15 protein-coding genes and 1 pseudogene are annotated in these 19,648 nt (G+C 42.1%); 7 read left to right on the top strand and 9 right to left on the bottom strand.

From position 1 onward, the window contains the following. Positions 1-178: 178 nt before the first annotated feature. Both fraD and fraC read right to left on the bottom strand, forming a co-directional pair. The gene (gene fraD / locus Q0541_RS30350; protein ID WP_298919936.1) at positions 179-1,186 is read right to left on the bottom strand and encodes a septal junction protein FraD; all 1,008 of its coding nucleotides are present in this window, start codon (positions 1,184-1,186) and stop codon (positions 179-181) included. 52 nt (positions 1,187-1,238) lie between these two features. Further along, positions 1,239-1,778: a filament integrity protein FraC gene (fraC, locus tag Q0541_RS30345; protein WP_298919934.1), complete on the bottom strand. Its 540-nt coding sequence runs from the start codon at positions 1,776-1,778 to the stop codon at positions 1,239-1,241. A gap of 236 nt (positions 1,779-2,014) precedes the next feature. On the opposite strand from fraC, the gene Q0541_RS30340 reads away from it, so the two are divergent. Next, entirely contained in the window at positions 2,015-3,151 is a 1,137-nt protein-coding gene (locus tag Q0541_RS30340; protein ID WP_298919932.1) for a cob(I)yrinic acid a,c-diamide adenosyltransferase, read from the top strand. A 1,253-nt stretch (positions 3,152-4,404) separates the two neighbouring features. On the opposite strand, the gene Q0541_RS30335 is transcribed toward Q0541_RS30340, so the two are convergent. Then, positions 4,405-4,641, bottom strand: coding sequence for a hypothetical protein (locus Q0541_RS30335; RefSeq protein ID WP_298919930.1), 237 nt, complete (start codon positions 4,639-4,641; stop codon positions 4,405-4,407). A gap of 642 nt (positions 4,642-5,283) precedes the next feature. On the opposite strand from Q0541_RS30335, the gene Q0541_RS30330 reads away from it, so the two are divergent. Continuing rightward, positions 5,284-6,270 carry a cyanophycin synthetase gene (locus Q0541_RS30330; RefSeq protein ID WP_298919961.1) on the top strand — a complete coding sequence of 329 codons (987 nt, stop codon included), beginning with the start codon at positions 5,284-5,286 and terminating at the stop codon, positions 6,268-6,270. Between the two features lie 68 nt (positions 6,271-6,338). On the opposite strand, the gene Q0541_RS30325 is transcribed toward Q0541_RS30330, so the two are convergent. The 4 genes from Q0541_RS30325 to Q0541_RS30310 all read right to left on the bottom strand — a co-directional run bounded on the left by Q0541_RS30325 (position 6,339) and on the right by Q0541_RS30310 (position 8,367). After that, the gene (locus tag Q0541_RS30325; RefSeq protein WP_298919928.1) at positions 6,339-6,686 is read right to left on the bottom strand and encodes a hypothetical protein; all 348 of its coding nucleotides are present in this window, start codon (positions 6,684-6,686) and stop codon (positions 6,339-6,341) included. A gap of 513 nt (positions 6,687-7,199) precedes the next feature. Then, a complete protein-coding gene (locus tag Q0541_RS30320; RefSeq protein ID WP_298919926.1) occupies positions 7,200-7,646 on the bottom strand; it encodes a PIN domain-containing protein in 447 nt (148 codons plus the stop codon). Further along, complete coding sequence (locus Q0541_RS30315) at positions 7,643-7,942, bottom strand: hypothetical protein (protein WP_298919924.1); 300 nt, start codon at positions 7,940-7,942, stop codon at positions 7,643-7,645. Before Q0541_RS30315 ends, Q0541_RS30320 begins: the two co-directional genes overlap by 4 nt. 272 nt (positions 7,943-8,214) lie before the next feature. After that, entirely contained in the window at positions 8,215-8,367 is a 153-nt protein-coding gene (locus Q0541_RS30310) for a hypothetical protein (RefSeq protein ID WP_298919922.1), read from the bottom strand. 130 nt (positions 8,368-8,497) lie between these two features. On the opposite strand from Q0541_RS30310, the gene gatB reads away from it, so the two are divergent. Next, on the top strand, positions 8,498-9,973 hold the full coding sequence (gatB, locus tag Q0541_RS30305) for an Asp-tRNA(Asn)/Glu-tRNA(Gln) amidotransferase subunit GatB (RefSeq protein WP_298919920.1): 1,476 nt from the start codon (positions 8,498-8,500) through the stop codon (positions 9,971-9,973). Between the two features lie 594 nt (positions 9,974-10,567). Beyond that, a complete protein-coding gene (gene argJ, locus Q0541_RS30300; RefSeq protein ID WP_298919918.1) occupies positions 10,568-11,881 on the top strand; it encodes a bifunctional ornithine acetyltransferase/N-acetylglutamate synthase in 1,314 nt (437 codons plus the stop codon). Between the two features lie 553 nt (positions 11,882-12,434). Here argJ and Q0541_RS30295 read toward each other — a convergent pair. Continuing rightward, positions 12,435-13,139: pseudogene (locus Q0541_RS30295) on the bottom strand (TonB-dependent receptor plug domain-containing protein); the annotation flags it as partial. Between the two features lie 549 nt (positions 13,140-13,688). Here Q0541_RS30295 and Q0541_RS30290 point away from each other — a divergent pair. Then, positions 13,689-15,014, top strand: coding sequence for a DUF58 domain-containing protein (locus Q0541_RS30290; protein ID WP_298919916.1), 1,326 nt, complete (start codon positions 13,689-13,691; stop codon positions 15,012-15,014). Between the two features lie 87 nt (positions 15,015-15,101). On the opposite strand, the gene Q0541_RS30285 is transcribed toward Q0541_RS30290, so the two are convergent. Next, positions 15,102-16,700: a calcium-binding protein gene (locus Q0541_RS30285; RefSeq protein ID WP_298919914.1), complete on the bottom strand. Its 1,599-nt coding sequence runs from the start codon at positions 16,698-16,700 to the stop codon at positions 15,102-15,104. A 943-nt stretch (positions 16,701-17,643) separates the two neighbouring features. Between Q0541_RS30285 and Q0541_RS30280 the strand changes: the two genes are divergently transcribed. Both Q0541_RS30280 and moeB read left to right on the top strand, forming a co-directional pair. Continuing rightward, positions 17,644-18,102, top strand: coding sequence for a M67 family metallopeptidase (locus tag Q0541_RS30280; protein WP_298919912.1), 459 nt, complete (start codon positions 17,644-17,646; stop codon positions 18,100-18,102). A 135-nt stretch (positions 18,103-18,237) separates the two neighbouring features. Continuing rightward, complete coding sequence (gene moeB / locus Q0541_RS30275) at positions 18,238-19,410, top strand: molybdopterin-synthase adenylyltransferase MoeB (RefSeq protein WP_298919910.1); 1,173 nt, start codon at positions 18,238-18,240, stop codon at positions 19,408-19,410. The last annotated feature ends 238 nt before the right edge of the window (positions 19,411-19,648 follow it).

The following is a 19,648-nucleotide window of genomic DNA, read 5'->3' as shown; positions in this document are numbered from 1 at the left end:
GAATTGAATAATTCAAAAGCATTCGACTGAGCGCTCACGCCGTATCCCTACGGGGATCTTGCTACGCGTAGCGTTCCGCAGGAAAGTCAAAGAATTTAAAAATGTCTGTCCCTTACGCGTCTTGTAAAAGTTGCCCCCAAATTTTAATGCGAGAACAAATCTAAAATCCAAAATTGAGTCACTGCTGCGGAGGCGGTGATCCAGCAATTAATTTATTGATGCGATCGCATTCAATTTCTGCAACTGTAATCTTATTCCCTGAATTGTTAGTTGCTGCAACCGGTTCAATCCGACAAGATTTTTTCAAGTAATAGCCCCGTGGGTTAGAACTCGGGCCTATCCAAATACTTAATAAATCTAATATATATCCAGACTTAGTATTAGCTACACGCGGTTCAACGTGCCATAGTTCCCTCTCTTCATATCTCCCCAGGTTTTTTTGAATTACTTCCTTACCCAGAGTTCTTACCCGCTGTTTCGCATCTAGCAACCATTTTTCTACTTCAGACCAAGGTCTTTGAGCTATTTCTTCTACTACTCTTGGTTGAATTTTTTCTAGAATTACAACACCGTTTTGCGGTATTTTTGCTCGTTCTTCTGTTCTGACAACAAAGGCACTACGTTTAAAAGTATCTGCCTGCAAACTGGGATATTGTTGGAACCAATTATCCATCACAAAGAAAAACTGAATCCAGCAACTTAGCAGCATACTACTAGCAACTAAAATTATGATTCTTTGGCGGTCTTCTGGCTTAGGAATTCGAGCTTTAGCGTCGGTGTCATTTCCTTCAATAAATTCTGGTATTGCTGTAATTAGTGCTGAAATTGTCGGCCAAAAAACGATTGTTCTTGATGTAATTACATCCTGTTGATTTCCAAAGGCAAAAACGCTAACTAAGAATCCAGTGATCACTGCCCCGACTGGCATAAAAGTACCAGGAACCCTCAAAGGATCTTCAGTTGTATACCAAGATGTGCCAGCAATCAAAAATAACCAACCGAAAAAGGCAATTATATCTTTGATATAACCTGTAGCACAATATGAAAGTACCCAAGAAAAAATACTCAGATAAATAAATGTCTGCCAGGAATAAGCTTTGGGTGGAACTAATACCTTTCTAATTCCCGCATAAAGCCCTTCAGCAAATTTAAAAACCCCAAATACATCTTTAAATAGCGTATTCATATTCCTCATCACACCTGATTAATCACTATTCTTCCTTTGAAGTAAATTCTTCCTACTTTGAGCGAAACAATAAAATAATGGTGATAGCACTATAACTCACAGAATTCGCAATTAAGGTAGTAGTGACTAAATTGGTACTTTGTAATCTCAGATTGCTAAAACTCCGCCAACGTCGCCGTTGAAATGTTTGAACTTCCTCTTCTTTTTTAGCAAATGATTCATTTAATAATAATAGTAATCCTCTTAAAAGGAAAAATTTCATCAAAAAAGTAGCAAAGAAAACTCCAAAAGCAGTTAAGATGATTAACGTTTGTGCTTTAGGTGATTGAAAATTATTAAAAAACATATAGTTAATTAATTCTGATTTCACCTGGATCGGCAACATTGGTTCTGATACAAAAAATATGATCCAACCAATCACACTAGAAAACAGATTGATAGAAATGGCATAAAAAGTACTGGATTTTTTGTCAAATTTTAGTCGATTGTGGAAAACATATGCTTCGATGGGGATGGCAATCAGTACAAATAAAAAGTCAAACAGAATTCCACCAATGGGAAAAATCCTGGGAAGTATCCAATTTTCAGGCATAAATGGTCAACGGTAAGGGTTAACTGTAGAGAGTATAACTGGGATAGTGAGGGTGATGGGGGAAATTATCACATTGTTCTTGTCCTTTACCATGTTGGTGTGCCAGTATTCCTTTATTGATATTGTTAATATATCAAGCTGATGCTTGTACGGGCGTGGTAGAGGGGCAGTTTCTCAGATGAGAGGACAAGACGTTAGGTAAGATTAAAGATTGCCACGTTATAGCTTTTCGAGAGATGACAAGGAACGGTATTGGTATTCGCACGGCGCAAGTGCGTCAGGAGCGGCTCATTGGTCAAATTCACGTCTACGATGGCGTGGGTAAAGGTAAGTCTCAAGCGGCTTTGGGAGTGGTTTTGCGCTCCATTGGCTTGGGGATAAATACGCCTAGCAATTCTAACCGGGTTTTACTGCTGCGGTTTTTAAAAGGTCCGGAACGTGATTATGATGAAGATGGCGCGATCGCAGCTTTGCAGCGCGGTTTTCCCCATTTAATTGACCAGGTTCGCACTGGCAGAGCCGAATTTTTTGGGCATGAGGAAATTATCCCCTTTGACCGAAATGAAGCGGAGCGGGGTTGGGATGTAGCTAAAGGTGCGATCGCCAGTGGTTTATATTCAGTTGTGGTTTTAGATGAAATTAACCCTGTTCTGGATTTAGGTTTGCTACCAGTGGATGAAGTGGTACGGACATTAAAATCCAAACCCCAAGAGTTAGAAATCATCGCCACCGGACGCGCTGCGCCGCAAAAGTTGCTCGATATTGCAGATTTGCACTCAGAAATGAAACCTCATCACCACCCAACAGCTAAAGCCCTCTTCCTTGAAGGGATTGAAATTTATACCGGTGCTGGGAAAGGCAAGTCTACCAGTGCTTTGGGCAAAGCTTTACAGGCCATTGGTAGAGGAATTAATCATCCCGGGTCTACCCGTGTGTTGATTATGCAGTGGCTTAAAGGTGGTAGCGGGTATACAGAAGACGCAGCGATCGCTGCCTTGCAGCAGTCATATCCAGAAGTCGTGGATCATCAGCGCTGCGGTGGAGATGCGATCGTCTGGCGAAATTCCCGGCAAGAATTAGACTACGTAGAAGCCGAACGGGGTTGGGAAATCGCTAAAGTTGCGATCGCCTCTGGACTCTATAAAACTATCATCCTCGATGAGCTTAATCCCACAGTTGACTTAGAACTCCTCCCCGTTGAACCTATTGTCCAGGCTTTGCTCCGCAAACCCCGCGACACCGAAATCATTATCACTGGTCGCTGCCAAAATCAACCAGCGTACTTCGACTTGGCTAGCGTCCACTCAGAGGTTTATTGCCACAAACACTATGCCAATCAAGGAGTAGAACTCAAACGGGGGGTAGATTTTTAGGCGTTGCTGATAAAGAGTATAAATTTAGTCTTACGCAAAGGCGAGGCAATAACAAATTTATTTACTTCTGGGTAGTAGAATATTTTGCACAAAGCGATCGCGTCCTGCTGCCTTTGCTTGATACAACGCCCAATCCGCTGCGGAAATCATTTCTTCCAAGTCAGAATCTGGCTAAGAAATTTCTGTCGTAAACTCGACACTAATGTAGGACTTACGCAAAAAACCTCTCAAACTCTCATTCCTCCGTGTCGCGCCAGTTGCTTCTCCTAAGGGAGACGCTGCGCGAACAAGTCGGGGAACCGCATCGCCCTTGGCGTCTCCCCTTGGGAGAAGGGCGCACTGGCTTCTCTGTGTCTGGAGTGGTAGCCTGCGGCAAGCCGCTTTGCGTCTACGTTCTTTCATGACCCATGCGTAAGTCCTGAATATCTTTAATGGCTTTAGCAATTTCTTGAAGACAGCGATCGCTAATGTACGGCTGATGCGAATAAACTTGAAGTTAATGACTCACCAACATAAACGCGCAAAGGCTTACTGTTTGGTAAATTATTAAGGGTGGCTCATAAACTTGGATTTGGAAAGGTAGAATACAAAGGTCAATATGCTCGTTGGCAACATCCAGAATTTTTAAGTGAAGCGTCAATCAATTTTAGATTTTAGATAATAGAATTTAGATTGACCCCAGCAATCAAGTTACTTACTTGTCAATTAATTTTAGATTTTGGATAATAGAATTATTCTCGCGTTTAAATTCGCCTGCTCTCAAAGATGCATTAAATTTTGGATTTTGAATCTTCTCTACCAGAGGCTCCGCCAACAATTCCATTATCCAAAATTTAAACATCGTAAATTTGGTGAATTGCAATCTGGAGTTGTAAGCGATGTCTAAGGGCAGGCTACGCCTACGCATTTTTAATTCTTTTATCATGCCCTAACTTTACTATAAGTGCGTGTACGCCGAGAGGCAGACTTCTTGTACCGCTACTTTTAAGCAAGCTACGCCCATGATCACAACAAAAGGGTAGTGGAGATTAAGAGCAAGGGTTATAGGGATTGAATTTTCCTTTCCCCCTTAACCCTTCCCTTTTCACCACAAGAGTGCAAAAGTGCCTTTTGCAAGAGACGCTCATGAACAGAGTCAGGACAAAGCACCCTCTACGCGAACACAATTTAGAACGAAAATCTCTTTCCCTGTTCCCTATCACCTGTAAGCTGTTCCCTATTTTCAAGATAGGTTTATTGCCTATACTTGTACTTTAAATGACAGCTTCTTGGTGTTGACAATCAAAAACAACCATGTAAGAAGCATTTGGTATTTCCTGAGGGAGGTGCCGCATATAGCCATCGGCATCAGAACGGCTGCGGAAGCGAGCAACAATTTCCCGTTGTGTATTAGGAAGTAGACGAGCGATCGCCCAAGAATTGAGGCGTTCTTTATAGGCAATAGCCTGATTGTCTGATTTGGTAGCTTTGTTATCCGTATTTTCTGGCATAATTCTGTTATCCGTATGAAGTTTCATCAAGGGCGTCAATTAGTTTCTAGGTAGGAATGCACTAACGCTTTTTTTTAATGCTGCTGCCACCTTGTTATTCGATTATTTATAGATTGTCAACACTTAACGCTATATTTTAGACCAACTAAGTTGGAATTTTCAGGTGGCTATGAATCTCAAAACCTTAATTTGCAATTGTTTCCAGGACACAACAAAGCTCAAGCAGAAAGTTTAGCTATTGGGTTTGCATGATTTGTATGCATACACAAAAGTAAAGTCCGTATCAGTGGTAAAGCCAACATTAATGTCTGAAAAAGTACTCTTGAAACTCAGCTGAAAATGAACAATAACGTGCCTAATATTAATGGGCGCAGACACACTGTTAAATTTTCTATAAGTGCGCTCAGTAAAGCCATATTGCGGACATTTACGTTTTTTATAGTTAGTTTATAATACTTAGATTTTAATGGTTTCTTTTAATATTAAAAAAATAAATTTTTTCTCAGGTTTTTACCAGAGTTTTAGAGACAATACATAGTGCAATTGTTTAATTTAGAATATCTTGACTAATTGCTATAAAAAAGTTAACATTTCCCCAAACAAATTATAGTTATGATAATGTAAACACCATTTGTAACATCAATAATTCAAAAAGTAGCAGAGGAAATAGGAGCAATAGTTTTAGTAGACCCCGAATGCACCTTTGTGGGACTGATTACGTTTAAAAACGGCAATAAAACCTTTTTTCGTACTACTAGATTTAGTATTAATTCTTCTGCTTCAGCTGCAATAGCAAAAGACAAAGGGGTTTCGAGCTTTTTTCTGAATAAATTTGGCTATAAGGTTACTGAAGGAAAAACATTTTTTAGTGAAGAATTATGCGAAGAAATAGCTAATCCCAGGAATATAGATGCAGGATTCTATTATGCTAAAGAGTTGGGATTTCCCTTAATTGTCAAGCCGATTAATCTCAGTCAAGGAACATTTGTTACAAAGGTTCACAACAAGCAAGAATACTATCAAGCAGCCAAGAAAATCTTGCAAAAAATCTCAGGGTTTATTGTTGAGCGATTCTATAGTGGCAATGACTATAGAATTGTAGTACTTGATGATGAAGTAGTTTCAGCATATCAAAGAATTCCCCTATTTATAATGGGAGATGGTCAATCTAATGTTTTGGAACTTCTGCAACAGAAACAGGAAACTTTTATCAAAAATGGTAGAAAAGAAATTATAGATTTTGAAGATTACAGATTCAAAAAAAACTTGCGAAGACGGAAGCTAAATTTTAGTAGTGTTATACCTAAAAATAATATAGTCTATCTTTTAGACAATGCAAATTTATCGACTGGAGGTGAGGCAATAGACTTCACTGAAAATATCCATCCAGACTTTCAAAAATTAGCAGTAAGTATTACAAAAGATATGGAATTGAGATTAGCAGGTGTGGACATTCTTACTAATGATATAACGTTACCAATGGGAGATTATACAATCATTGAAGTAAATGGCGCTCCTAGCTTAACTCACTATGCTTCATTTGGTGAAGTTCAGACAAAAAGAGTAGAAAGTTTATATCTTAAAATTCTCAAAGCACTTGAAAATGATAATAACAGAGAAAACTATTGATTTTAACTGGAGGCGGAGCAACTCTTGCTCCGCTCTAGAATTATTCTTCAATTCTACATATCTCTTCACTACTTCTTATCTAGTAGCGATTCAAATTCAGCTTGTAAGGCGGTTATATCCGCCAATCTTGCGACTAGTAAATTATCCTTACCAGCATCACTTAAACGTACTTTCCAATAACGAATACTGTCTGAGTTGTTCAACCAAAACTGAATCACGGTATCTACCACTTGATCTAGATTCCAACCCCACTTTGCTGGAACTGATTCCACTGATTCTAGAAATGTATCTAATGTACAAGTATACATTCCTAAGTATTCTACGCCTTGGTGGGGTAGTTTTTGCCCATTTTGCTGTTGGTGATTAAAAAACTGTAAAAGTGGAGATACTCCTACAATATCAAAAGTGTATTTCATCCTAGTACTCCCAGTTTTAAATTACTTGCAGTAAAGCTTTAGTTTTTTTAATATAATATCTGACAAGTAACTAAAGCATCTAGAAAAAGTATAGTTTTTGTCTATATCATAGGCATTAAACCTCAGTCAAAAATTAGCACTAACAAGCCGAGAGTGCTAATATTTAATTAATAGTTTGATTTATTATTAAAGAGTTTGAGGTATTAATAAAGGTGTATGTATATTTTTAATAATTATTTAATTAATTCCCTTACGACGTGTAAAGGCTTGATCCTCCCTAAGCTTCCTTAAAAAGGAGGGAATTAGAGCCAGCCTTTTTAAGGGGAGCCAGCCGTGTGCGGGAGTTCCCCCTGTTGAGCAGACTAGCGTAAGTAAGTTGTGGGGATCTTCGGGGCTAATTATCACTAACCCAAGCGTATTGCTTTAGGCGTAGGGTTGAATTTCATATTTTTATTACCAGTTGAAGATACGAATATTGTTAAAGTTAATCACATCAACTTCTACACTCTGAAGTTAATTTGCTAGCTTGAAGTCATCAGTTAGTACAAGATACTTCCCTTTAGATAAAGTCAGGATTCCACTGTCAGTAAGTCCGAATTTAACAAATTTTTCAGTATTAACAGCATCTAAACTCTTTACGTAGTATTCATCCAAAAGAGCAACATTTTTAGCAAATTGAGCAAATATTGCAAAGCACTGAGAACGTTCAGGTTCACCAAGTTGATTTGCAAGGCTATTAACTTCTGTCAGAATATTCGGAGTTGTTACAAGCTTTTGAAATTTTGCAATAAATACTAGCAAAAGCTCATAATCTTCTGGTATAAATTGCTGGGTTCGATTAAATTTAGTTATTCGTTCCTGATTGACGCTCCCAACTAAGAAGAGAAGTAATATGTTTGTATCAATTAAAACTCCTTTTTGGCAATAACGACGAATAAGGGAAGCAATCAAATCTTTCATACTTGTCTAATTTTCATTGCTTCTACTTTGCCAGTTTGAGAATTTACCTTAAAAAGTTTATATTCTCGTTCATACAACACAGGGGTAGAAGCAAGAGAGGTAGGCATTAAGTCTTCCAATCGGCTTTTAGGAGGTTTTTTAGGAATATCAAACCCTAAAGTAATCAACCAGAAGCTTTTATCTTCAGAAAGTTCAACTTCTTCAAGTCTCAAATCTCCTAATGAAGAACCCATCATTTCTTGTAAGGATTTTATGTATTCATAGGCAGCATTCACTGCTGTTTTGATATCAATCATAATCTTGGTTGCTCCCTGACTTAATTTACCAATTTAATACCAATACGCTTGGGTTAAAGCTAAAACTCTTTGTCAAAGTCAATTTTTTGAACGTAGACCCAGAGTGGCTTCCCGCAGGGTACCACAAAGGCGCAGAGAAGCTATGTGCGTTGGGCGCGTTCCCCGACTTGTTCGCGCAGCGTCTCCCTTAGGAGAAGCAACTGGCGCGACACAGAGAGAAGGAAGAAATCCTTAACTGAACTTTATTGAATTTAATACCTTATTAAAGTAATTTATCCTTGGCTACTGGTAATAGTCTCAACCCAGCGAGGATTCCAGTACCAAGCATCCAAGTGAATGACTTCTAAGCCTAAGATGGTTCCCAGTTCGGGGGCTAAGGTAGATTTACCAGCACCCCCAGAACCAATGATTAAGATTTTCTTCACCTTAAGTTTGCATCTCCCTTTTCAAGCTCAAAAGGGTAAGCATTACTCACCCAAATAACCGTCTTCAGGGCAACTCAATACGCCGCTACAATAGTACCACTAGAAGGATTATTGCCCAAATATTGATATTATGACCACTGCTACGACCGTAAAAACTGAGTATGAAGCGATTATTGGTCTAGAAACCCATTGTCAGCTGAGTACCAATACCAAGATTTTCTCTAATAGCTCTACGGCATTTGGTGCTGACCCAAATACTAACATTGACCCGGTTTGTATGGGTTTACCTGGGGTCTTACCTGTACTCAATGAAAAAGTATTAGAATACGCCGTCAAAGCTGGTTTGGCACTAAATTGTCAAATCGCTAAATATAGTAAATTTGACCGTAAACAGTATTTTTATCCGGACTTACCCAAAAATTACCAAATTTCTCAATATGATCTACCGATCGCAGAACATGGTTGGTTAGAAATTGAATTGGTAGATGCTGAGGGTAACCCCATTCGCAAACGTATTGGCATTACGCGTCTGCATATGGAGGAAGATGCTGGAAAATTGGTTCATGCAGGCAGCGATCGCCTTTCCGGTTCTTCCTATTCTCTGGTAGACTACAATCGCGCAGGTATACCGTTAGTGGAAATTGTCTCAGAACCTGACCTGCGTTCTGGACTAGAAGCTGCTGAATATGCCGAAGAGTTGCGCCGGATTGTGCGGTATCTCGGCGTGAGTGACGGCAATATGCAAGAAGGATCTCTGCGTTGCGATGTCAATATTTCTGTGCGTCCGGTGGGACGAGAGGAGTTTGGCACTAAGGTAGAAATTAAAAACATGAACTCGTTCAACGCCATCCAACGGGCGATTGACTACGAAATTGAGCGCCAAATTGCCGCCATCGAAGCAGGCGATCGCATTATCCTAGAAACTCGTCTATGGGAAGAAGGCGCTCAACGCACAATTAGTATGCGGGTGAAGGAAGGTTCTAGCGATTACCGCTATTTCCCCGAACCAGATTTAGCACCAATTGAGGTGTCAGATGCCCAATTAGAGCAATGGCGCAGCGAATTACCAGAATTACCAGCCCAAAAACGCCATCATTATGAAAGTGAGTTGGGGCTTTCGGCTTACGATGCGCGAGTGTTAACTGAAGATCATCCCGTAGCGAAATATTTTGAAACTGCGATCGCGGCTGGAGCAAATCCGAAAGCTGCTGCAAACTGGATTACTCAAGATATCGCAGCCCACCTCAATAAGCAAAAACTCAGTATTACTGAAATCGCCCTGACTCCCACCAATCTAGCAGATATCATCACTCGCATTGAAACGGGCAAAATTAGCAATGCTCAAGCTAAAGAAAAGTTGCCAGATTTGCTCAGTGGTATTTCTCCTGACAAAGCCTTTGCCGGTCTTGAGTTAATCACCGATCCTAATGTACTGGAACCCATCGTTGATGAAGTAATAGCCGCCAATCCCAAAGAACTGGAAAAGTATCGCAACGGTAACACCAACCTCAAAGGCTTCTTTGTCGGACAAGTTCTGAAAAAAACAGCCAAACGTGCTGATCCTAAGCTGACTAACGAATTGGTGGAGAAAAAACTGAACGCCTAGTAGTCTGTCATAGTCAACAATGCTTGGTGAGGGGGGCAGAGGAGTAAGAACTTTAGATTTTGGATTGAAATTTAATCTAAAATCATCAATTCCATTATCCAAAATTGAATTGCCCCATGCCCCAAGTAAGTATTTTCCCGGTGCTTCTTCACAGAATCTTCACAAAAAAACTGGTGACAACCCGCATACATAAAATGATATAGTGTGGTAAGTAGATGCACCCTGATGATCTGGAGAGCTGCCTAAGTGGCTCTCTTTTTTATTTTATTTTTGTGGTATTTACGGATAAAGTCATAACATTATTAGAAATAATTTAAAGAAATAAGTATTAACCCTGATATCATCAAGGAATTGGTGTGAAAAAAAGAATGTATGGTAATGATCTGGAGAGCGACCCAAGTGGCTCTCCTTTTTCGCTTTTGTCTTTCGTCATAAGAAAGGTAAAAACAATTATGCTAATCGCCAACTCGTGCATTATTATTGCCATCAGTAAATCAACTCACAACAAGTAGAAATACTTGAATTTTAAATTTTGAATTTTGAATTCCCCAAAGCGGGTCAACCTATCCAAACTGATAGTTGTAAGGAAGAATAATGGCAGATTGGCAAAAAATAACAGGTGGCATCACAGCACCAAGGGGGTATCAGGCGGCGGGAATTACCGCAGGGTTGAAACCTTCGGGGTTGCCAGATTTAGCTTTGATATTCTCAGAGGTGGAAGCGATCGCAGCTGGTGTGTTCACCACCAGCCAAGTTAAAGCTGCCTGCGTAGAATATTGTCGCCAACGCTTGCAAGCCAAACATAGCGCTCGTGCCATCCTCTGCAACGCTGGACAAGCAAACGCCGCTACAGGGACTGAAGGCTACCTTGATACCCTAGAATCGGCTATGGCAGTAGGACAAGCACTGAATATCCCATCTGAATCTGTGTTATTGGCTTCCACTGGCGTGATTGGTCAAAGAATTAAGATGGATGCTTTGCGAAGCGGGATTCCCAAGGTAATAGCAGCACTATCAGAAACAGGCTCAGATGCCGCCGCCAGAGCGATTATCACTACAGATTTGGTAACAAAATCCATTGCCCTAGAGACAACTATAGGCGATCGCCCGGTACGAATTGGCGGTATTGCCAAAGGTTCCGGCATGATTCACCCCAACATGGCAACCATGCTGGCATTTGTTACTTGTGACGCAGCCGTTTCATCAGCCCTTTGGCAGCAGATGTTAGCAAGGGCAGCCGATAGAAGCTTTAATTCGATTACCGTGGATGGTGATACCAGCACTAACGACAGCTTAATTGCCTTGGCAAATGGTCAATCTCGCACCCCAGCAATTACAGAATTGGGCGCAGAAGCAGAGAAATTAGAGGCGATGTTAACAGCAGTTTGTCAGCATTTAGCCAAAGCGATCGCTCGTGATGGTGAAGGCGCAACCTGTCTAATTGAAGTGGAAGTAACAGGGGCTCATGATGAACTTTCAGCTCAACAAATAGCCAAAACTATCGCTGGCTCATCCTTAGTTAAATCTGCAATCTTTGGACGTGACCCCAACTGGGGACGCATCGCCGCTGCTGCTGGACGTGCAGGTGTGCCCTTTGAGCAAGAAAACCTGCAAATTAAGCTAGGGGATTTCTTAATGTTAGAAAATGGGCAACCTTTAACCTTTGATCGTGCAGCAGCAAGCGCTTATTTGAAACAAACTGCTGCTGATTCTTCCCTACCCAAAGACTTCATTGCCACCAATAATAGTAATGATTTATCCTTTGATAGAAGCACTATCAAGGCTCAACGAGTAGATAATCCGGTGATCATTACAGTCAGCGTTGGCAACGGTCATGGTGCAGGTAAAGCTTGGGGTTGCGATTTGAGTTATGACTACGTGAAGATTAACGCTGAGTATACTACGTGAACTACTCCCACTTGTTTACAACTTGCTAGCCCTAAGTCCCTATTCAAGGAACTCAAGGCAAAAGTAACCGGATGTTTTTCTGAAAGTAATTTGCACAGGTTATCGAAGGACATTGATGATAGACAGGAATTTCACAAGGTATTGTGATTATAAGAGTGGAGAGAGGTAATGGTGGCAATGCCTACGGCAACCCGTACCACTTCTCCTTCTCCTGACACAGAGGCTGCGCCAACGGAGACGCTAGCGCGAACGTAGAAGCAAGCTACGCATAGCGGCGACCACAAAAGAAGCGGGAACGCCCCTTCAGAATTTGCTCAGTTCTCCAAGGGCGATCGCCTACGTTATTCTTGATAGCAATACCTACGGTAAGCTACGCTAACGCCTAATCGCCTCAGCAACCCTTGAGGGTGGAAACTAAGATTACAGAAATTATCAGCAAAGAATTTATTTAATAAAAATGCATCTCTTGCGAAAAAAGAGTTAATCTCTTAACCATTTTGACCAAGAAATTGAAGGATAACTTTGAATAGTTGAAAACTTAGACAAATCAAGATTATAGTGATTCGATGCCAAATTCTAAGGGGCGATCGCTGACAATTCTAAAAGCTTGCTCAGGGGAAATTTCTGGTCTTCTTAAAAAGAAATATTCTCTGGCATCAGAACCATGCTCATCCTCAGCTAAGTCGCTGTTAAAGAGATAATTTTTATACCCTTGAAACGACGAAAATTCAAAGGCGCTACGGATCTGCCAGTTAGAGCTAAAGCGATGTTCGAGATCATAGCCAAGGCGAAGCACATTTGTATCGCTTGTACTATTTGGCTCGTTTGTGTTACGATTGCGCGGGATTTTGCCATTCGGATTGGGTAGGACACTTCCTTCAGCAGGAATACCTATAGCACCATTCTTTTGGGGTCGCACCTGATATTCGCCTGAGAAAGTAATCTTGGTGCGATCGCCCAGTTGCCAGGAAACCACAGGTGCTACAAAGTAACTCTGTTGATCGTAGAAATCCAGGAAACTTTCGGTCGTTTGAGCCGCGAGGTTGAGACGATACAACACCGTTTTGCTGGGATTGAGGGGACCTGTCAGGTCTATGGCACCGCGATAGAAATTGAAACTGCCCGCAGAGGTTTCCACCGCGTAGTAAGGTTCGCTCAGGGGTTGTTTGGTGACATAATTAATCACCCCTCCCAATGAACCCTGACCGTAGAGAACAGAGGCTGGTCCTTTGAGCACTTCAACCCGGTCGATACCAGCCCTATCAAAAGCCGCATATAAATTACTTTAGTCATTGATAACAGCACAACTTATTGCGATGTAACTGTGTTGAAGAAGAATTCAGTAGTCAGAATTAATCAGTGGGGGATTCAAACCTGCCACTGTCTCGTTGACCACCAAATCATAGATTTGGTGGGGGTCTTAATGACTGACAAATAAAAAATATCCCATCCCTGCGGGACGCTACGCGAACGCTTTGAGGGCAGGGGCAGGAAAAGTCGTAGCGAAGTCTAGAAATTGGATAATTTATTTTTTGGAGTTTCCTTAAACCCATTTATTCATTCGCCAGTCGGACTCCAATTCATACTGAATTCTGACGACTGATGCCTTTATTCTGTTTTGATAATTTTATTAGGCGATGCACTACCCCTACAATATAAGCAAGCTACGCAAAGCGTCTGGTAGACAAGGCTGGCTACGCCTACGCATAGAGTACCCGCCAAGGGCAATGCCTTTGGCAACCCCTCTGGTGTACATGATGAGGTAGGTTAAGCTAATCGTCATTCTCCTAACTTCTCACTTTAAAAAATGGTTCCTTCCAGACGAGTTTATTTATTGTTGGTTTTGGGTATAGTGATAGCCCCGATTCTATCCTTATTTCTCGGCATTAGAGCAATGATCGCCATCACTTTGCTATTTGATGCGATCGTTCTCGGATTGATGGTTGTAGATGGTTTGCAGGTGCGGCGTTCTCGCGTGCAAATTAGCCGCGAATTACCGTCGCGATTATCGATTGGGCGGGATAATCCGGTGATCCTAAAAGTAACATCGCCAAATGTCAATGCCCTAATTGAAATCTGCGACTACTATCCAACAGGGTTTGGCGTATCTGCACCCACACTCCGGGCTATTGTTAAAAGTAACAGCACCCAAGAATTGACGTATACCGTCAACCCTACACAGCGGGGAGAGTTTCCTTGGGGAAATATTCAAGTCCGACAGTTGGGACTTTCGGGATTAGCTTGGGATGATTGGCAAATTTCCCAAAGTCTGCCAGTGAAAGTTTATCCTGATTTAGTGGGGTTGCGATCGCTGACAATTCGTCTGACACTGCAATTATCAGGATCAATGCGCCAATCTCGCCAAACTGGTATTGGTACAGAGTTTGCCGAACTGCGGAACTATCGCACTGGTGACGATTTACGGTTTATTGATTGGAAAGCTACCGCCCGTCGGGTTGGGGGCTATGGGAATGCAACGCCACTGGTGAGGGTTTTGGAACCAGAACAGGAGCAAACTTTACTGATCTTGCTTGATCGCGGACGGTTAATGACAGCAAAAGTGCAGAATTTGCAGCGATTTGACTGGGGTTTGAATGCAACTTTGTCCTTAGCTTTGGCAGGTTTACATCGAGGCGATCGCGTGGGTATTGGTGTATTTGACCGCCAGATGCATACGTGGATTCCCCCAGAACGTGGTCAACATCATTTGAATCAGTTAATTGATCGCCTGACTCCAATTCAACCAGTGTTATTTGAATCTGATTATTTGGGGGCGGTGACAAATGTTGTGCAACGTCAAACTCGCAGGGCGCTGGTAGTGGTGATTACCGACTTAGTTGATGTCACCGCTTCTACAGAACTCCTGTCCGCACTCTCCAAGCTAGCACCCCGCTACCTCCCATTTTGCGTTACTCTGCGAGATCCGCAAGTTGATCGTCTGGCACACACCTTCACAGATGATGTTACAAATGCTTATGCCCGTGCAGTGGCACTTGATTTATTAATGCAACGACAAGTAGCATTTGCTCAGTTGAAACAAAAAGGTGTATTGATACTAGATGCACCAGCAAATCAAATTGCCGATCAGTTGGTTGAGCGATATCTGCAACTCAAAGCGCGAAATCAGCTTTAGCTAATTGCATTGATGAATCGAATGCGAGGTGCTATTTTCAGCACCTCACAATCCATGTCTAAAGTGATGAAAGAGTTTTAATCACGATTAAACAACCACAAAATTGTTTTTGTTTAATGACAATCCAGCAGATAGTTGTGCAAACTGTACCTTAGCAAACCCACACGCACTGCCATCTTGGTCAAAGTACAGTCCACCTGTAGAAGTATCATAGATAAATCGTTGAGCGATCGTCGTTGCAGATGCTCCGAGGGTAAACTGACTTGTCTGAAGTGAATCGATTGATAACCCGCCACCAAAACCAGCAGCCGATACCTGAATGATTTCATTAGTAGCATTGAAGTCATAAAGACGATCAACACCTTCGTTGTAACTATTGAAAGCAAAGGTATCAGTACCATTATTTCCATAAAGGGTGTCATTACCAAAACCACCTGTCAGGATATCGTTGCCATCGCCCCCAGACAGCAGGTTCTTGCCTGTTGAACCGCTGGCACTCAAGGTATCGTTATCAGCACCACCGTTGAGAGTGTTATTGCCACCGCCACCAGTGAGGATATCATTGCCATAATCACCATAAAGGGTGTTATTACCAGAGGCATTAAAGGCAAAGAGAGTATCATTGCCATCGCCCCCAGAGAGTAGGTTATCGCCTGTTGAACCCCTAGCATTCAAGTTATCGTTACCTGCACCACCGTTGAGAGTGTTATTGCCAGACGAGCGAGAGTCGTAATCGTTGCTTGGGTAGATGAAGCTGTGGTAGCCAGAGACGGAGAGCGAATCATTGCCAACGCTACCATCCAGTAGGTTATTGCCTGCTGAACCCTCAGCACTCAAGTTATCATTACCAGCGCCACCGTTAAGGGTGTTCTTCCCAGACGAGCGAGAGTCGTAGTCGTTTGAGTAGCTGTAGCTGTGGTAGCCAGAGACGGAAAGAGAATCATTGCCATCGTCCCCAAAAAGCAGGTTATCGCCAACGAGGGAGTCATTCCCCGTACCACCAATGAGGGTATCATTTCCCGCACCACCAATGAGAGTATCATTCCCTGCACCACCTCTGAGGATGTCGTTGCCACTCAAGCCGTCGATGTGGTCATTACCCCCCTGACCATTGATGACATCATCTGAGTTATCTAAACCCGTAATATTGTTAGAGAGGTCATTGAGAAAGGTCACCGTGTTCTTGATGCCGATGCTCGGATCAGTAGAGTTAGCATCCAGGACATTAAAGCTGTCGGTGATGCTAGTTTGCCCATCAAACAGAATATTACCGATAGCTGGTCTGGCTCCAGAAGCTTTCAAATTCTCCAAGTTTTCTAATTTAAAGTTTTGCAGGATGACTCTTGTACCATCTTGCCCTTCAAAGGTGATTTCCAGATTGCTGCCATTCTGGGCAAGCAGCAGATTTCGGGCAGTAAAGCCAGTACCCTGGAATTTGATGGTATCCACTTCCGCAATCACTGCTACTGTGGGATTTATACCTTTACCAATGCCAGCGAAATCGGTGATTGTATCAGTAGCGTCACCCAAGTTGTAAACAAATTTATCCTTGCCGCCTCCACCAATCAGAGTATCGTTGCCCTGATTAGCTGTGATAGTATCATTCCCGGCAAGACCCTTAATCGTGTCCGCGCTATCGCTGCCCAGTAGGGTATCATTACCGTTGGTTCCAATGATATTTGCCATAATTTTTACCTACCTCAATCGATTTTTTCAGTAACTTAAGTTCTCAATCTGCTGTTAGTGCTGTTTTAGGGAACAAATAACTCGCCAAAATTTGACATTTTCGGCATAGTTTAACGTCACCCTTGAGGGATCAGTAATATTTCTCGAAGATTCACCCTTTAACTGGCTTGTAAATAACACTTGTCAACTATTGAGGACTATCTAAATCTTAGACACCGTACACAATTATCAGCGTGTGCATTCTAGTCAAATACATAATTTCAGGCTTTTTTTTAATTATCTTTGATTCAGTAACTTCGGCATAGCCTAAACCAGCCATCCCTGAAAAAACCTCGTCAAAAATTCAAGCTTGAATGCCTAAAACTCACACTTAATAGTTGGTTTTGTTGTCAATGCTTAAGTCTTACTGTCTTAAAAATAGCGAACAATTGACTCTTAATAGAGAAAAGATATTTTTATGGCCTCGTTGTGAGCTATTGCCCGTGGGCGTCTAGCTTGAAAATAGGAACATTTAAATAACCCGATAATGACTAGATGTTAGCGTATTTACTTAGACATTTATACTGATTTCAGCAGAATCTTTACATATTCTTGATATTATTTGCTGATAAGTATATGTATTAGTACTTCTCTTCGTGTAACCTTCACATTTTTAGAGTTTATAGGCAATTATTTATTTGCAGAAAGCAGCAGGCAAATGCTCAAAGGACTGATCAAAAATATACATATTTGATTGACTTTTGATCGCAGCGAGACCTTTCCTGCGGAACGCTACGCATAGCAAGATCCCCGTAGAGGTACGGTAAGTAAGCTTTTCTATCAGAGGCGACACCAACGCTAGCGCCTGGGTTGGGCGTAGATGCACCTATGATCTTGATCGCCTGACAATATCTTAATATTTAAGCAAGAATCGCTATAGGTTACCAAAATTACAAATGCAGAGATGATCAGACTGAGCCAAGAACACTTGCAAACCATCCGCACTCATGCCGAAAGCACTTACCCTGACGAGTGTTGCGGTATAATTTTAGGCTATCTAGCTAATGGGGGCAAAATTGTGGCAGAAGTCATGCCAACAGAAAATGCCTGGAATACAGATGCGGCTGCTGAGTTTCCAGGGGAACGCACAGCAGAAAATAAAAGACGGCAATATGTGATCGCACCCGAAGTTATGCTAAAAACACAAAGGGAAGTACGCGATCGCTCATTGAACATTATTGGCATTTTTCACTCCCACCCAGATCATCCTGCTATCCCTTCAGAATGCGATCGCCTATACGCTTGGCAGGGATACTCGTATATAATAGTTTCCGTCCAAAACGGCAAAGCTGGAGAACTCGAAAGCTGGAGCCTTGATGATTATCATCAGTTTCAAGCAGAGGCAATTGAAAATATAATTTAACGGCTTAGTTTAAAGACAGTCACTCCTAGCGGTTTTCGCCGCCACCACGGATGAAAACTCGTCTTCCCCACTCGTCCTATGAAGATACAGTTTTTCGATAGGATTAATATTCCGCTCTCCCACATGATAACTACTATGCTCAATCCCAATCTGGATGAAATCCAGTTGACCAAAGACGATTACGAACGCTACTCCCGACACCTGATTTTGCCGGAAGTAGCACTAGAAGGACAGAAGCGCCTAAAAGCTGCTAGTGTACTGTGTATCGGTACAGGTGGACTAGGTTCACCACTACTTTTATATCTGGCGGCGGCGGGTATTGGACGCATCGGGATAGTCGATTTCGATGTTGTCGATACTTCCAATCTGCAACGCCAAGTAATCCACGGTACATCCTGGGTGGGTAAACCCAAGATTGAATCCGCAAAAAACCGCATTCACGAGATTAACCCCTATTGTCAGGTTGATCTCTACGAAACTCGCTTGACTTCCGAAAACGCCTTGGAAATCCTCCAACCTTATGATATCGTGGTAGATGGTACCGATAACTTCCCCACCAGATATCTAGTTAACGACGCCTGCGTATTGCTGAACAAGCCCAACGTCTACGGTTCAATTTTACGCTTTGAAGGGCAAGCTAGTGTATTTAACTACGAAGGTGGGCCAAATTATCGCGACCTTTTCCCAGAACCACCACCACCAGGAATGGTTCCTTCTTGTGCAGAAGGTGGCGTATTAGGAATTTTGCCAGGAATTATTGGTTTAATTCAGGCAACCGAAACTGTCAAAATCATTCTGGGACAAGGTAATACCCTGAGTGGACGGTTGCTGCTATACAACGCTTTAGATATGAAATTCCGAGAGTTGAAGCTGCGTCCTAACCCGATTCGCCCAGTCATTGAAAAACTGATAGATTACGAACAATTCTGCGGAATTCCACAAGCTAAGGCAGAGGAGGCAAAACAGCAGATGGAAAGTCAAGAAATGACCGTCAAGGATTTGAAGGAATTGCTGGATAGCGGTGCAAAGGATTTTGTACTGCTGGATGTCCGCAACCCTCATGAGTACGACATTGCTAAGATTCCTGGTTCAGTCTTGGTGCCCTTACCAGAGATTGAAAATGGCAATGGCGTTGCTAAAGTGAAGGAAATGTTGAACGGTCACCGCTTAATTGCTCATTGTAAGATGGGCGGGCGATCGGCAAAAGCCCTCGCCATCCTCAAGGAAGCCGGGATTGTCGGGACGAATGTCAAAGGCGGAATTACCGCTTGGAGTAAAGAAATCGATCCGTCAGTTCCGGAGTATTAAAAAAAGGTGAGTTCGACGGGTTATATGGTGTTCGCCTAATCAGCAAAATCAAAAGACCTCTCTCTGGTTTTACTACGCAAAACCGTCCCTTTCCGACTTAGAGAGGGAAAGACTTGAAGTTTAGTTGAAGTCAGGGAGAGGTTGATTGAACTCAGGTTAAAAATGTACAGCCCACTTTCGCTAAAGATTAAATATTGCTATGAGTGGCATTTCTCAAACGCATAGGCGGCTTCGCCTT

The organism is uncultured Nostoc sp. (assembly GCF_937863485.1).
Lineage (GTDB): Bacteria > Cyanobacteriota > Cyanobacteriia > Cyanobacteriales > Nostocaceae > Nostoc.
Note: the sequence above shows the minus strand (reverse complement) of the source record. Positions and strands in the feature narration are given on the sequence as shown.